This window comes from Stenotrophomonas sp. Steno-Z1 (genome assembly GCF_056393175.1).
In genome coordinates this window covers 1275642-1288571 of record NZ_JBWJPB010000001.1, presented here as the reverse complement: position 1 = coordinate 1288571, position 12930 = coordinate 1275642, and the positions used below count along the sequence as shown (strand labels likewise).

The window sequence follows — 12930 nt, the reverse complement described above, 5'->3', positions numbered from 1 at the left end:
TGGTATTGCACTCCACCCTTCATCGCGGGAATGACGCCAGCAGTGCCTCGTTGCTGGTCACGAATTCCGGCGGCGCCAACGCCAGTTCCGCATCGTGCACTTCACCGCCGGCAAGGAAGGTGGCGATGGTGGCGGCGATCGCCGGGTTGCCCAGCCACATTTCGTTGTCATGGCTGGCCCCGCGAACCAGCAGCGAGGTGCTGTGACTGAATCCCGGCCGCAGCGCCTCGGCATTGGCCGGCGGGGTGCGTCCGTCCAGCGTGCCGCTGATGAACAGCACCGGCACATCGCTGCGCAGCGGAGCACGAAAGTCCTCGCCGAGGTCGACCAGGCCCAGCCCATCGGCCAGGGCCGGGAACGGGAAGTTCAAGGCATCGCCGAACAGGCTGCGGCGCGCCTGCTGCTCGACCAGGGCGCGGCGCTGCGGGCTCTGCCCGGACGCCACGTCCATCGACAGCGGCATCGCCCCGAAGACACCCAGCTCGCCGCGCAGGAACAGCACGATGTCGGCCAACGGGCGGTAGTCGCCCCGTTCGGCCTGGCGCAGGGCGAACGGGATCCACTGCTGGGTGGTGCGGCGGCCCAGCATGGCCGCCAGCGCGAGTTGCAGGTCGTACGCGCCCAAGGTCACCTGCCTGTCCGGTTTCACCAGGCTGCGCGCCTGTTGTGGCTGCCCGCGCAGCGTGGCCAGCACGCGGCGTGCCGCGCCGGTGAGGTCATCGAACCCGGCCCCTGCCGCGAGCACGCCCAGCTGCGCGAACAACGCGTCGGCCGCCATCGGGGGCTTCAACGTGTCGTCCGGCCCTTCGCTGCCCATCAGCACCACCCGCTCCAGGCCTGCCCCGTGCAGGCGCACCGTGGCCAGTGCCAGATGGGTGCCATAGCTCATCCCCCACAGGCTCAGCTTGCGCACACCCAACGCTCGGCGCAGGTCATCGATATCGCCCGCGCTTTCCGCCGTGGTGTAAGCGCCCAGGTCGACGCCGGCCTGTTTCCAGTACGCGACGCAACGGGCGGCCGTGTCGCGCAGGGCCGTCAGCGTGGCCTCGCGCTGGATCGGCTGCGCATCCTCGAAGGTGTGCGAATGCGGGCACGCCGGCGGCGGCTCGGACTGGCCGGCGCCGCGCTGATCAAGCAGCAGCACGTCGGTCTCGCGCCGGACCTGGTCAAACACCGGCCAACGCGGCCCGCGTGCGGTGCCGATGCCCGAACCGCCGGGCCCGCCAGCCAGGTACACCACCGGCGCGGCGCGGCCGTCGCCACCGGTGGCGCGCAGCCGAACCACCCGCAGGCGCATGCGCGGTCCGTCCGGCTGCGCGTGCCGGCGTGGCACCTCCAGATAGGCCGCCTCGGCCGCGATCGTGCCGTGCGCCTGCGTCTCCAAGGCATACGATTCAAATACCAGCGGCGCCGCGCCCTCGCCTGCCAGAGCCGGTGTCGTGGCGGCGAACGCCACGCACGCGGCGACCAGCCCGGCCTGCAGACGCGGGTGGACGAAATGTGTCTTCAACAGGGATGGAAGGGTCATGGCAGGCTCCAGGGATGGCAGGGGTGGGACCGGCCGAGGTGGGCCGGTGCCTCCAGCATCACTGCCGCCGCTGCGCGGATGTCACGCCGGCCTGCCGAACAGCTCCCAGCGGGGGACCACTGTCTCCACGCAGCCGATAGGATGGGCGCATGCACATCCTCCGCACCCTGACCGCCTTCGCCGTGTTGCTTGTCGCGGTCGCCGCGTGGCTGTGGGCGGTGGCACCGCCGACGGGAACGATCTACCTGGCCGCCACGGACATGGCCCCTGCCACGATCGGCGACGGCGTCCCCGCGACGCCACCGCGCGACATCGCCTGGCAAGCGCTGGATCAACGCGCCCTCGCAGGTTGGCGGGGGCCGTACTGGCTGCGCTGGCAACTGCCGGCAACCTCGGCGGCGCGGACGGGCGACGCTGCCGTGCGGCTGTCGCTGCGCGCCGCCAGCCAGCCCTACTGGCATGGACAACCGCTGCCTCCCAACGGCGTGGTGGGGCGCACCGCCGCGCAGGAACGACCCGGCCAGATCGACGTCCTGCGCATGTTGCCAGCCGTGGCCGGCACGGCCGACGATGCGTTGGTCGTGCTTGCGTCCAGCCAGCACCAGTGGCCGCGCCTGGCCAGCGCCGATGCGGTCCTTGCGGTGGGGCCCATCGCGTCGATCTACGGGTACCGGCTGACGCCGTGGCTGATCGCCGCGTTCGCGGGTGGCGCGCTCGGCGCGGCCTGCCTGTATTTCCTGGCCGCCCAGCGTGGCCGGGCACCGGTGCCCGGCGCGCGCCTGTTGCTGGCCCTGGGGGCGGTGGGCCTGGCGCTGCCGGTACTGGAAGGCTGGCGCCCCCTGCTCGGCTATGCCTACCCGTGGCACGGCCCGCGCCTGCTGGCATTGCAGGCCTTGCATCTTGCCGCGGCGGTGCTGTTGCCAGCATACCTCGCGCGCCGCTTTGGCGTGGCGCTGCCGGCGAGCGTGCGCATCGCCTATCTGGCCGCACTACTCGTCGTGATTGCCTGGGTGCCCGGGTTCGACAACCGCGGGGCCGCGCTGTTGCTGTTGAGCCTGCTCGGTTCGGTCGCACTGCTGCTGCGTGCACGCGGCGAGCGCGAGGAACGCTGGCCGATCCTGGCGCTGGTCGTCGCCGGCGCGCTGGCCATTCCGCTGCTCGGCGGCGTCTTCCTGGATGGCCCCTACTTCCTGTTCCTGGCGGTGCTGATGGGGTTCCTGCTGGTGCGCCACGCCGCCCAACTGCGCGCCCTGGACCAGCACAACGCGCTGCTGCGCGAGGAGCGCGCGCGCCTTGCGCTGCAACTGCTGCAACGGGGCATCCAGCCGCACTGGCTGATGAATACCCTCACCTGCCTGCAGGAATTGATCGAGCAGGCACCGTTGCGGGCCAGCCGCCTGGTCGAGGCGCTGGCCGAGCAGTTCGACCGCCTGCGCGACAGCAGCAGCCAGTCGAGCGTCACGCTGGACGACGAACTGGCCCTGTGCCGCAACCACCTGGACATCGTCGGCATGGCCATGGAGCAACACATCGGCTTCGAGGTCGAGGCCGACCCTGCCGGTCTGTGGCTGCCGCCGGGCGTGCTGCATGCGCAGGTGGAGAACGCACTCACCCACGCCGGCGCCCCGGCCTGTGCGCAGCATCCGTTCCGCCTGCGCGTGCAGCGGCACGGTCCGTGCTGGGTGCTGGAACTGCGTAGCGCGCAGGGCGTGGCCGCGCATCGTGGGCGTGGCACGGGGACGGCCTACATCGAAGCCAGCCTGGCGGCGGCGTGGCCGGGCCGCTGGCGGTTCGTGCAGGGGCCCGATGGCGCGGACTGGTGCAGCCGGATGGAGCTGCCATGCGCATCCTGATCGTCGAGGACGAACTGCTCGTGCGCCAGCGCCTGCTCCGCCTGTGCAGCGAGCTGGCCGGCAGCCGGGCCCGCTTCGATGCGGTGGCCGACCTGGAGAACGCCGGCGACCGGCTCCAGCGCAATGTCTACGACGGCCTGCTGCTGGATCTCAACCTGGGTGGGGAAGACGGCTTCGAGCTGCTGCGCCGCGCCGTTGCGGGGCGCTACCACTGCGTGGTGGTGTCGGCCCATCGCGACCGTGCGCTGCAGGCGTTCGAGCACGGCGTGCTGGATTTCGTGCCCAAGCCCTTCTCACGCGAGCGCCTGCAGGCCGCGTTGGCGCGACTGCTGGAGGTGGGGCACGTGCGCGCGGGTGCGGCGCGCTACCTCGGCATCTGGCGCGCGCAGGGCACGGCGGTGGTGGAGCTGGCCGACGTGCAGTGGATCCGCGCCGACGGCGACTACAGCGAACTGCACCTGCGCGATGGCCGCTGCGAACTGCACGACAAGTCGCTGGCCAGCCTCGGCGCGGTGCTGCCGCCCGACTTCGTGCGCTGCCACCGCTCCCACCTGGTCAACCTGCGCCACGTGCGCAGCCTGCATGCCGCGACCGGCAGCCGCTACTGGCTGCTGCTCAACGACGGCACCGAGCTGGCCGTCGGCCGCGCGCACCTGGCGGCGCTGCGCGACGCGCTGGCGCTGGGCTGAGCGCGCTCAGCCGCCCGTGGTTGCGGCCTTGGCCTTCTTCCACGCGGCCTCGAACTCGCTCGCGGTGATGCCGTCGTCCGAATCCAGGTCGAACCAGGACAGCGGCTGGTCGGCCAGCAGGAAGCGCGCATCGCTCTGGCCGGTCTTGTCGGCCCAGGTGGTGAGGCTGCGGTACATCTCCACCTGCCGCACGATCACCTCGCCCACCGCTTCGATGTAGACGTTGCCCTGGCCCAGGTCGGACTCCGCCCAGTGCTTGAAATACTGCTTTTTCGGGGTGCTCATCGAGAAGGTCCGGCGGTGGCGCAAAAAAGGGGGGCGAATATACCTCAGCGCCGCCGCGACGTCGCCCGCGGCTGCAGGGCGTCCAGCGCCCCCGCGTTGCGCCGCGCCCAGTCGTAGATCAGCTCGATCGGCTCCACCAGCTGCACGCCGAGGGGCGTCAACGCGTATTCCACCGACGGCGGTACGGTCGGGTATTCGGTCCGCAGCACGATGCCCGCGCCCTCCATCTCGCGCAGGGTCTGTACCAGCATTTTCTTCGAAATGGCCGGCAGGCTGCGGTGCAAGGCGTTGCTGCGCGCGGTGCCGCCGTGGCGAACCGCCAAGGTGTGCAGCACCATCGACGTCCACTTGGTGCTGAACAGCTCCAGCACCCGCCGCGGCTCGCAGTCTTCGCGCCATTCATCTTCCGGACTGCCGGTTTTCATCGCCTGGTTACCATTTGGTGCCTTCTTTCAAGGCGTACGCACCTATCCTACTGTGTGCGCCTGATTTCAGATGCAAAGGCGGCAGCGTGACGAACAAGGCACTGGTAGTGGGCGCAACCGGCATCGTCGGCAGCGCATTGGTCCGGCAGTTGCAGGACGCGGGCTGGGAGGTACATGGGCTGGCGCGCAATGCCGGTCTCCTGCCCCGCGGGGTGGGCGCGGTCGCGGCGGACCTGCGCGACGCGCCGGCCACGGCGGCGGCCCTGGCCGGGCTGGCGCCCACCCATGTGTTCATCACCACCTGGTCGCGGCAGGCCAACGAGGCCGAGAACATCCGGGTCAACGCGGCCATGGTGCGGCACCTGCTCGACGCCGTGCGTCCGGCCGGCTCGGTGCGCCACGTGGCGCTGGTGACCGGCCTGAAGCACTACCTCGGGCCCTTCGAGGCGTATGCACAGGGTGCGTTGCCGCAGACGCCTTTCCGGGAGGAACAGCCACGCCTGGCGGTGGACAACTTCTACTATGCGCAGGAAGACGAGGTATTCGCCGCGGCCGCGCGCGACGGCTTCCACTGGAGCGTGCACCGCCCGCACACGGTGATCGGCGCGGCGGTCGGCAATGCGATGAACATGGGGACGACGCTGGCGGTGTACGCCTCGCTGTGCAAGCGCAGCGGCCGCCCGTTCCAGTTCCCCGGTTCGTCCGCGCAATGGAACGGGCTGACCGACATGACCGACGCCGGCGTGCTGGCCCGGCACCTGCTGTGGGCCACGCAGACGCCGGCCGCGGCCGACCAGGCCTTCAACGTGGTCAACGGCGACGTGTTTCGCTGGTCGTGGATGTGGGGCCGCATCGCCGACTGGTTCGGCCTGGAACCGGCGCCGTTCGCGGGCGAGCCGCGGCCGCTGGAAGCGCAGATGGCCGACGACGCCGGCGCGTGGTCGGCCCTGGCCGCCGAGCACGGCCTGGCCGAGACGGACATCCACCGGCTGGTGTCGCCCTGGCATACCGACGCCGACCTGGGCCGGCCGCTGGAAGTCCTTACCGACATGTCCAAGAGCCGGCGCATGGGCTTCCTCGACTACCAGCCCAGCGACGATGCGTTCTTCGCGCTGTTCGCACAGCTTCGCGCGCAGCGCCTGATTCCCTGAGGCGTTGGTTGCCCATCACCGGCAGCGCGGCATCCCGCCCAGGTTACCTTCGACACTGTGGCGGCCCGGCCGCCACCGGCTAGGCTGCGGCCATCGCCCCCAGGGGCATGCCGCGAAGCCGCTCGCCATGACCCGGGCCTGGAAAGTGTCGTCGCTGTTGATCGCGGCCCTGCCGCTGAACGTGTGTGCGGCCGATCAATGGATCGTGGCCACCGATCTGTGGGGCAACACCCAGTATCAGACCCTGCACCTGGAGGTGCAGGGAACAGCGGTCAGCGGCACGCTCGATGGCGACCCGATCCGCGGCACGCTGGCCGACCACGCGTTGGCGTTCACCGCCACCGGCAGCGATGGGCAGGTCTACCGCTACAGCGGGCGCATCGACGCTGCGCGCATGCAGGGCCAGAGCGACCAGCCGGACACCAACAACCGTGCCGCGCGTGCACAGCACGCTTTCAGCGCATGGAAGGTGCCCGCGCGCACCCAGGCGACGGCACAGCGGCATGTGTTCACGCCCACCGGGTATTCCAACACCTTCAGTGCCGACCGCGCGCCCGTGCTGGTCATCCAGCCCGGCGATTCGGTGGCGACCAGGACGCTCGATTCCGGCGGCGTGGACGAGCACGGCGTCACCCGCGCCCTGTTCGGCAACCCGCAGGTGGGGCCGTTCTTCGTGGCCGGCGCCGAGCCGGGCGACACGCTGGCGGTCACGCTGACATCGCTGAAGCTCAACCGCGACTACGCCGACAGCCTGGACGGCATCGTAAGCCGGCTGAAGACCGCGCGCGTCGCGGCCGACACCACCGCGCTGGGCAAGCCGGTACGCTGGGAACTGGATCGCGCCCGCGGGGTAGCACGCCCCAAGGACCCGAGTGCTGCGCTCAAACGCTTCGACGTGCCGGTCAAGCCGATGCTGGGCGGCCTGGCCGTCGCCCCCGGCTTCGGCTATCCGCCGTTCTCCACCGGCGATACCGGCGACTTCGGCGGCAACATGGATTTCAATGCCGTGGTGGAAGGCAACACCGTGTACCTGCCGGTGCAGCAACCCGGCGCCCTGCTCTACCTGGGCGACGGGCATGCACTGCAGGGCGACGGCGAAACCACGCAGTGGGCGCTGGAAACCTCGCTCGACGTGGAGGTGAAGGTGGCGCTGGTGAAACGCCAGTCGATCGTTACCCCACGGGTCGAATCACCTACCCAGATCATGACCCTCGGCCAGGCCGGTTCCACTGACGACGCCCTGCGCGTGGCCACCGCCGGCATGCTGCAGTGGCTGCGCCAGGGCTACGGGCTGAGTGTGTCCGACGCCACCCAGGTGCTCGGCGTGGCCGTGCAGTACAGCGTGGCCAATCTGGCCGGGCGCAGCGTGGGCGTGGCGGCGAAGCTGGACAAGGCCGTGCTGCGAACCTTGCCGCCGGCGGCGCCCGTCGCCAAGGACTAGGCGCGCGCCGAACACCGCCGGGTGCGGCAGCGTCAGGCGTTGACGTCGACCACCGTGCGGCCCTGCACCTTGCCCTCCAGCACCTGCGTGGCCACCGCCGGCACCTCGGCCAGCCCGACAACCCGCGTGGTGCGGGCCAGCTTGCCCAGGTCCAGGTCCGTCGCCAGGCGGGCCCAGGCCTGCTGCCGAACCGGCAGCGGTGCGTTGACCGAATCGATGCCGGCCAGGGTGACGTTGCGCAGGATGAAGGGCAGCACCGAGCCCGGCAGGTCCGCGCCCTGGGCCAGCCCGAACGCGGCCACCACGCCGCGGTAGCGCGTCTGCGCCAGCACGTTGGCCAGCGTGTGGCTGCCGACCGAATCGATGGCACCGGCCCAGCGCTCCTTGCCGATCGGCGCGCCCGGCTCGGACAGCGTGTGCCGGTCGATCACCTCGGCCGCGCCGAGTTCCTTGAGGTAGTCGGCCTCTTCCAGCCGGCCGGTAGAGGCGAGCACGCGATAGCCCAGGCCGGACAGCAGCGCGATGGCGATGGAACCGGCGCCGCCATTGGCGCCGGTCACCAGGATGTCGCCGTGCGCAGGCGTGAGGCCACCGTGTTCCAGCGCCAGCACCGACAGCATCGCCGTATACCCGGCGGTGCCGATGGCCATCGCATCGCGCGTGCTGAACGCGTCGGGCACCTTGACCAGCCAGTTGCCCGGCACCCGCGCCCGCTGCGCATAGCCGCCATGGTGGGTCTGGCTGAGCCCATAGCCATTCAGCAGCACGCGGTCGCCGGGCACGATGCCGGCGTGACTGGAACGTTCCACCACACCGGCCAGGTCGATGCCGGGAATCATCGGGAACGTGCGGATCACCGGCGAGCGCCCCGACAGGGCCAGCGCATCCTTGTAGTTCACCGTCGAGTACTCGACCGCGATCGTCACCTCGCCGGGCATCAGGTCGGCGTCGTCCAGATCCACCTGGCGGGTGCTGATCGAATCGCCATTGTTGGTCGCAAGTAGTGCCTTGAACGTCATGCCAATCTCCGGTGCGGGAGAATCAACTGTGCGCGGAAAGCGCGGTGGCATCCAGTCGCAGTGTCCTGCGGATGCCGCGACCGGCCCGCTGGCGGCCGCGACGTGGCCGCCGTCACCGCAACCTCGATGCCCCGGCACACCGGGGACGTCGAGCCACTAGACGACCGGTCTAATCCGGCGTAGAGTAGCCCCCATGAACTCCGCATCCGCGCCTGACACCACCGACGCCCGCGACAGGATCCTTGCGACCGGCCAACGCATCATGGGCGGCAAGGGTTTCTCGGCGGTCGGGCTGAACGAGGTGCTCAGCGCCGCGGGCGTGCCGAAGGGCTCGTTCTACCACTACTTCGGCTCCAAGGAGGCCTTCGGCGAGGCCCTGCTCGAGGACTACTTTGCGGCCTACCTGGCCGACATGGAGCGCATTTTCCGCCTGCCGGGCCTGACCAAGGCGCAGCAGCTCGATGCCTACTTCGACGCCTGGCGGGCCAACCAGTCCTTCGACGACTGCCAGGGCAAGTGCCTGGCCGTGAAGCTGGGCGCCGAAGTGGCCGACCTCTCGGCCAGCATGCGCGCGGCCCTGCAGCGCGGCACCGCCGGCATCGTCACCCGCTTGGCCGGCGCACTCCAGGCCGGCGCCACCGAGGGCTCACTGCACCTCCACGACGACCCCGCTACGGTGGCGCAGAGCCTGTACCAGCTGTGGCTGGGCGCCAGCATCATGGTCAAGATCGTCCGCTCCGCCCAGCCGTTCGATGCCGCGCTGGCCACCACCCGTCAGATCGTCCCCCCCGCCGCTTGACCCGCCAGACCCGGCGCATTCCTGCCGGCACACGTCGTACTGCGTTCCCTTGATTTGCCCCCAGAGTAGACGACCGGTCTACTCACAACCTCCCAGGAGCACCCGCATGAAGATCCTCATCGTCCTTACTTCGCACGACCAGCTTGGCGACACCGGCCGCAAGACCGGTTTCTGGCTGGAAGAACTGGCTGCGCCCTATTACACCTTCAAGGACGCCGGCGCCACGCTCGTGCTGGCCTCGCCCAAGGGCGGCCAGCCGCCGCTGGACCCGAAGAGCAACGAGCCGGACTTCCAGACCGACCTCACCCGCCGCTTCGAGGCCGACGCCGACGCGACCGCACAACTGGCCAGCACCGTGCGCCTGGACAGCGTGGACCCGGCCGACTTCGACGCGGTGTTCTACCCCGGCGGCCACGGCCCGCTGTGGGACCTGGCCAATGACCGCCATTCCATCGCGCTGATCGAGTCATTCCTCGCCGCCAACAAGCCGGTCGCCCTGGTCTGCCACGCCCCGGGCGTGCTGCGCGATGTCACCACCGCCGAGGGCACGCCGCTGGTCGCGGGCCGGAAGGTCACCGGCTTCACCAACAGCGAAGAAGCCGGCGTCGGCCTCACCGACGTGGTGCCGTTCCTGGTCGAAGACATGCTCAAGGCGGCCGGCGGTGAGTATTCGAAGGGCCCGGACTGGGGCTCGTACGTGGTCCGCGATGGGCTGCTGATCACCGGGCAGAACCCGTCCTCGTCGGCGGAAACCGCCGCGGCGCTGGTGAAGCAGCTGGGCGGCAGCGACCAGGCCTGACCCGGTCCGCCAGGCAGGGCGCGCGGTTGCCCTGCCTGGCGACACCACGGCAGCGACACGCACCCGCGTGATCGCCTGTGCTTCAGGCCACCGGTTCGCCGCGCGCCCACGCCTGGCGCGCGGCATGGAGGCTCATGCGATTGGCGCCGCCGGCCATGTCGGGCTGCGCGGCTTGGCTGGGGTCGTCCTCCCATGCGCAGCGGCTGCAGATCTCGTAGCCGCCGGCCTCCAGCAGGCCGCGGTGCCCGCAACAGGGACACGGCAGCAGCGGCGTAGTGGCGTTGATCGAGGTCATGGTGGCGCCATGCTATCGCAACGTTGCACGCACTACGGCGAATGTACCGGCCGCGATGGCCAGCCAGAACACCAGGCCGACAAGCGTGCAGGCGGCATCGGACGGCGTCTTTTCGGGGCGCACCCAGCGCAGGATCCGGTAGCCGGTGCCCTGGATGACGATCTCGATGAAGACGTCGAAGAACAGCCACGCCACCAGGCGCAGGATGCCGCCAACGACACTCCCGGTCACTTCGTCGATCGGCATTCGCACTCCCTGCGCTGCGCTCCGGGGCACGGCCCCCGCCGCGCGATCTTATCGCTGACGCTGCATTCGCGACAACGCGTCCGGGTCTTCGCCGCCACGACCGCATCTTCAACTCATCTGCCTGAATCGTGGACACGCGCCGACGCGGTGGAGGGCGTCACGTATCCGAATGTTACAAATGCGAATGGATTGCATTACAATTGTTAACGGATTCTGAAATTCCCCACATGGACGTCCCAGCCATCGCCAGCGGACCCCCTTACCCAAGGAGTACTGCGTCGATGTTGTTCCCCTCCCCCTCCCTCGCCTCCCACCGCTCCGGCAGCGCCCTGGCCCTGGCCATCGGCCTGGCCCTCAGCGCACAGGCCCACGCCGACGCCAGCGCGGATGCGGCCTCGGCCAAGCAGATGGACACCGTGGTGGTCACCGCCACCGGCGCCCAGCAATGGATCAAGGATGCCCCGGCCAGCATCAGCGTGATCACCCGCGAGGAGATCGAGCGCAAGCCGGTCACCAGCATCGGCCAGCTGCTCAGCACCGTGCCCGGCGTGACCGGCGGTTATGCGCTGTCCGGGGCGCAATCGAAGATCAAGCTGCGCGGGCTCCCCGAGCAGTACACCCTGATCCTCATCGACGGCCGCCGCCAGGGCAATTCCGCGGGCGTCAATTACCGCGACGACCTCGGCCCGCAGGATCTGAACTGGCTCTCCCCGGACATGATCGAGCGCATCGAGGTGGTGCGTGGACCGATGTCCTCGCTGTACGGGTCCGATGCGATGGGCGGGGTGATCAACATCATCACCCGCAAGATCGCCGATCACTGGGGTGGCTCGGTCACCTTCAACTACAGCAAACCCGATTCGGACACGCGCGGCGACACCACCCAGATGGGCGCGCTGTTCAGTGGTCCGCTGACCGAGAACCTGGGCCTGCGCGTCGGCGCCAACGTGACCAACCGCGAATCCGACACCGGTGCACGGCAGACCCCGGGCAGCAAGGCCGAGAACGCCAACGCGCGGCTCAACTGGCGCATCAACGATGACCACACGGTGGGCTTCGAGGCCTCGCGTGGCGAGCAGCGCAACAGCGGTGCCGGCGCGGTCGGTGCATGGGGCCTGTCCAAGCTGGTGCAGACCGGTTACGTGGCCACCCACGATGGCCGCTACGGCGATGCGTCCACCTCCAGGACCACGCTGGTGCAGAACGATTACGAAGACAAGGGCAGCACGGTCGGCAACCACGCCAAGGAGACGGTGTTCGATACCGCGTTCACCCGCAGCTTCCACTGGGGTTTCGAGCAGAGCCTCAACGTGGGCGGGCAGTGGAAGCGCGAGGAGCTGGAGAACCGCGACACCATCGGTACCGTGCCGGTGACCTGGACCGGCAGCGGGCGCATCAGCCCGACCAGCGAGGCCGATTCCTGGGCGCTGTTTGCCGAGGACCACATCACCCTGCACGAGCGCTTCGTCCTCACCGTGGGCCTGCGGTGGGACAACACCGACAACTACGATGACAACCTCAGCCCGCGCCTCTACGGCGTCTGGCACCCGGCCGATGCGTGGACGGTGCGCGGCGGCGTTTCCAAGGGCTTCCGTGCCCCCACCCTGAAGCAGGGCACCGCCGGTGCGGCAACCCAGTCCGGCGGCAACGGTTGCACCGCACTCACCGTGGAAGGCTGGACCAACCGCTCGGTGAGCGCCGATGGCACCACCGGCTGCTACATGGCCGGCAACCCGAACCTGGAGCCGGAAACCAGCACCAACTACGAGCTGGGCCTGGGCCTGGACAAGAATGGCTGGGCGGCCTCGGCGACCTACTTCCTCACCGATTTCGACGACAAGATCCAGCAGGTGCCGCTGCGCGACATCCCGGGCCAGAGCACCAGCTTCGTCAACGGCTTCTGGTGGACGGTGGCGCAGAACATCCAGAAGGCCCGCACCCGGGGCGTGGAAGCCAGCGTGACCGTGCCGCTGCATGAGCGCCTGACCTGGACCACCAACGCCACCCGCATGCTGGAATCGAAAAACCGCACCACCGGTGCGAGCCTGCTGGTGGTGCCCAAGCTCACCGCCAACACCTCGCTGGACTGGCAGGTCACCGACGCATGGTCGTTGAACCTCAGCGCACAGCACATCGGCGAGCAGCTGGTGTCCTCCACCAGCGCCACCTTCGCCAAGGCCTACACGACCTGGGACCTGGTCACCGGCGTGGACGTCAACGAGCACCTGACCCTGCGCGCGGGCGTGCTCAACCTGGGCGACGTATCCACCATCGAGGAAGGCAACAACTACGACGGCGGCGCCCGCACGTTCTTCCTGGGCGCCACCGCGCGGTTCTGACCGCCGCTGCCACGCACGCCAGGCCCGGCATCCGCCGGGCCTGGTTGCCGCCGCCGGCACT

At 69.7% G+C, this 12930-nt stretch carries 13 protein-coding genes; 7 read left to right on the top strand and 6 right to left on the bottom strand.

The annotated features are described in order from the left end of the window. Positions 1-19 precede the first annotated feature (19 nt). Positions 20-1528: an alpha/beta hydrolase gene (locus AC06FD_RS05690; protein WP_478077223.1), complete on the bottom strand. Its 1509-nt coding sequence runs from the start codon at positions 1526-1528 to the stop codon at positions 20-22. A 149-nt stretch (positions 1529-1677) separates the two neighbouring features. Between AC06FD_RS05690 and AC06FD_RS05685 the strand changes: the two genes are divergently transcribed. Together AC06FD_RS05685 and AC06FD_RS05680 are read left to right on the top strand one after the other, a co-directional pair. Next, the gene (locus tag AC06FD_RS05685) at positions 1678-3381 is read left to right on the top strand and encodes a histidine kinase (RefSeq protein ID WP_478077222.1); all 1704 of its coding nucleotides are present in this window, start codon (positions 1678-1680) and stop codon (positions 3379-3381) included. Beyond that, the gene (locus tag AC06FD_RS05680; protein ID WP_259202820.1) at positions 3369-4070 is read left to right on the top strand and encodes a LytR/AlgR family response regulator transcription factor; all 702 of its coding nucleotides are present in this window, start codon (positions 3369-3371) and stop codon (positions 4068-4070) included. The genes AC06FD_RS05685 and AC06FD_RS05680 overlap by 13 nt, the downstream gene beginning before the upstream one ends. A 6-nt stretch (positions 4071-4076) precedes the next feature. Here the strand turns inward: AC06FD_RS05680 and AC06FD_RS05675 are convergent, their stop codons facing one another. Next, on the bottom strand, positions 4077-4355 hold the full coding sequence (locus AC06FD_RS05675; RefSeq protein WP_259202821.1) for a hypothetical protein: 279 nt from the start codon (positions 4353-4355) through the stop codon (positions 4077-4079). Positions 4356-4399: 44 nt separating this feature from the next. Beyond that, on the bottom strand, positions 4400-4780 hold the full coding sequence (locus AC06FD_RS05670; RefSeq protein ID WP_478077221.1) for a winged helix-turn-helix transcriptional regulator: 381 nt from the start codon (positions 4778-4780) through the stop codon (positions 4400-4402). Positions 4781-4866: 86 nt separating this feature from the next. On the opposite strand from AC06FD_RS05670, the gene AC06FD_RS05665 reads away from it, so the two are divergent. After that, on the top strand, positions 4867-5931 hold the full coding sequence (locus tag AC06FD_RS05665; protein WP_259202823.1) for an SDR family oxidoreductase: 1065 nt from the start codon (positions 4867-4869) through the stop codon (positions 5929-5931). A gap of 127 nt (positions 5932-6058) precedes the next feature. Further along, a complete protein-coding gene (locus AC06FD_RS05660; RefSeq protein ID WP_478077220.1) occupies positions 6059-7372 on the top strand; it encodes an acetamidase/formamidase family protein in 1314 nt (437 codons plus the stop codon). 32 nt (positions 7373-7404) lie between these two features. Here the strand turns inward: AC06FD_RS05660 and acuI are convergent, their stop codons facing one another. Beyond that, entirely contained in the window at positions 7405-8391 is a 987-nt protein-coding gene (acuI, locus tag AC06FD_RS05655; RefSeq protein WP_259202825.1) for an acrylyl-CoA reductase (NADPH), read from the bottom strand. Between the two features lie 193 nt (positions 8392-8584). On the opposite strand from acuI, the gene AC06FD_RS05650 reads away from it, so the two are divergent. Both AC06FD_RS05650 and AC06FD_RS05645 read left to right on the top strand, forming a co-directional pair. Then, positions 8585-9190 (top strand): TetR/AcrR family transcriptional regulator, encoded by a 606-nt coding sequence (locus AC06FD_RS05650; protein ID WP_478077219.1) that lies wholly within the window; start codon positions 8585-8587, stop codon positions 9188-9190. 106 nt (positions 9191-9296) lie between these two features. Next, complete coding sequence (locus tag AC06FD_RS05645) at positions 9297-9989, top strand: type 1 glutamine amidotransferase domain-containing protein (protein ID WP_478077218.1); 693 nt, start codon at positions 9297-9299, stop codon at positions 9987-9989. An 82-nt stretch (positions 9990-10071) separates the two neighbouring features. Here AC06FD_RS05645 and AC06FD_RS05640 read toward each other — a convergent pair whose 3' ends face one another. Then, positions 10072-10284, bottom strand: a complete 213-nt coding sequence (locus AC06FD_RS05640; RefSeq protein ID WP_478077217.1) for a CPCC family cysteine-rich protein — start codon at positions 10282-10284, stop codon at positions 10072-10074. A gap of 12 nt (positions 10285-10296) precedes the next feature. Next, on the bottom strand, positions 10297-10530 hold the full coding sequence (locus AC06FD_RS05635; RefSeq protein ID WP_259202829.1) for a hypothetical protein: 234 nt from the start codon (positions 10528-10530) through the stop codon (positions 10297-10299). 281 nt (positions 10531-10811) lie between these two features. Here AC06FD_RS05635 and AC06FD_RS05630 point away from each other — a divergent pair, with 281 nt between their 5' ends. Beyond that, a complete protein-coding gene (locus AC06FD_RS05630) occupies positions 10812-12869 on the top strand; it encodes a TonB-dependent receptor domain-containing protein (protein WP_478077216.1) in 2058 nt (685 codons plus the stop codon). Positions 12870-12930 lie beyond the last annotated feature (61 nt).

Coding starts and splice junctions, on each gene's coding strand:
- AC06FD_RS05645 (WP_478077218.1), top strand. CDS start 9,297: ATGAAGATCCTCATCGTCCTTACTTCGCACGACCAGCTTGGCGACACC.
- AC06FD_RS05690 (WP_478077223.1), bottom strand. CDS start 1,528: ATGACCCTTCCATCCCTGTTGAAGACACATTTCGTCCACCCGCGTCTG.
- AC06FD_RS05650 (WP_478077219.1), top strand. CDS start 8,585: ATGAACTCCGCATCCGCGCCTGACACCACCGACGCCCGCGACAGGATC.
- AC06FD_RS05660 (WP_478077220.1), top strand. CDS start 6,059: ATGACCCGGGCCTGGAAAGTGTCGTCGCTGTTGATCGCGGCCCTGCCG.
- AC06FD_RS05685 (WP_478077222.1), top strand. CDS start 1,678: ATGCACATCCTCCGCACCCTGACCGCCTTCGCCGTGTTGCTTGTCGCG.
- AC06FD_RS05675 (WP_259202821.1), bottom strand. CDS start 4,355: ATGAGCACCCCGAAAAAGCAGTATTTCAAGCACTGGGCGGAGTCCGAC.
- AC06FD_RS05635 (WP_259202829.1), bottom strand. CDS start 10,530: ATGCCGATCGACGAAGTGACCGGGAGTGTCGTTGGCGGCATCCTGCGC.
- AC06FD_RS05630 (WP_478077216.1), top strand. CDS start 10,812: ATGTTGTTCCCCTCCCCCTCCCTCGCCTCCCACCGCTCCGGCAGCGCC.
- AC06FD_RS05670 (WP_478077221.1), bottom strand. CDS start 4,780: ATGAAAACCGGCAGTCCGGAAGATGAATGGCGCGAAGACTGCGAGCCG.
- AC06FD_RS05680 (WP_259202820.1), top strand. CDS start 3,369: ATGCGCATCCTGATCGTCGAGGACGAACTGCTCGTGCGCCAGCGCCTG.
- AC06FD_RS05640 (WP_478077217.1), bottom strand. CDS start 10,284: ATGACCTCGATCAACGCCACTACGCCGCTGCTGCCGTGTCCCTGTTGC.
- acuI (WP_259202825.1), bottom strand. CDS start 8,391: ATGACGTTCAAGGCACTACTTGCGACCAACAATGGCGATTCGATCAGC.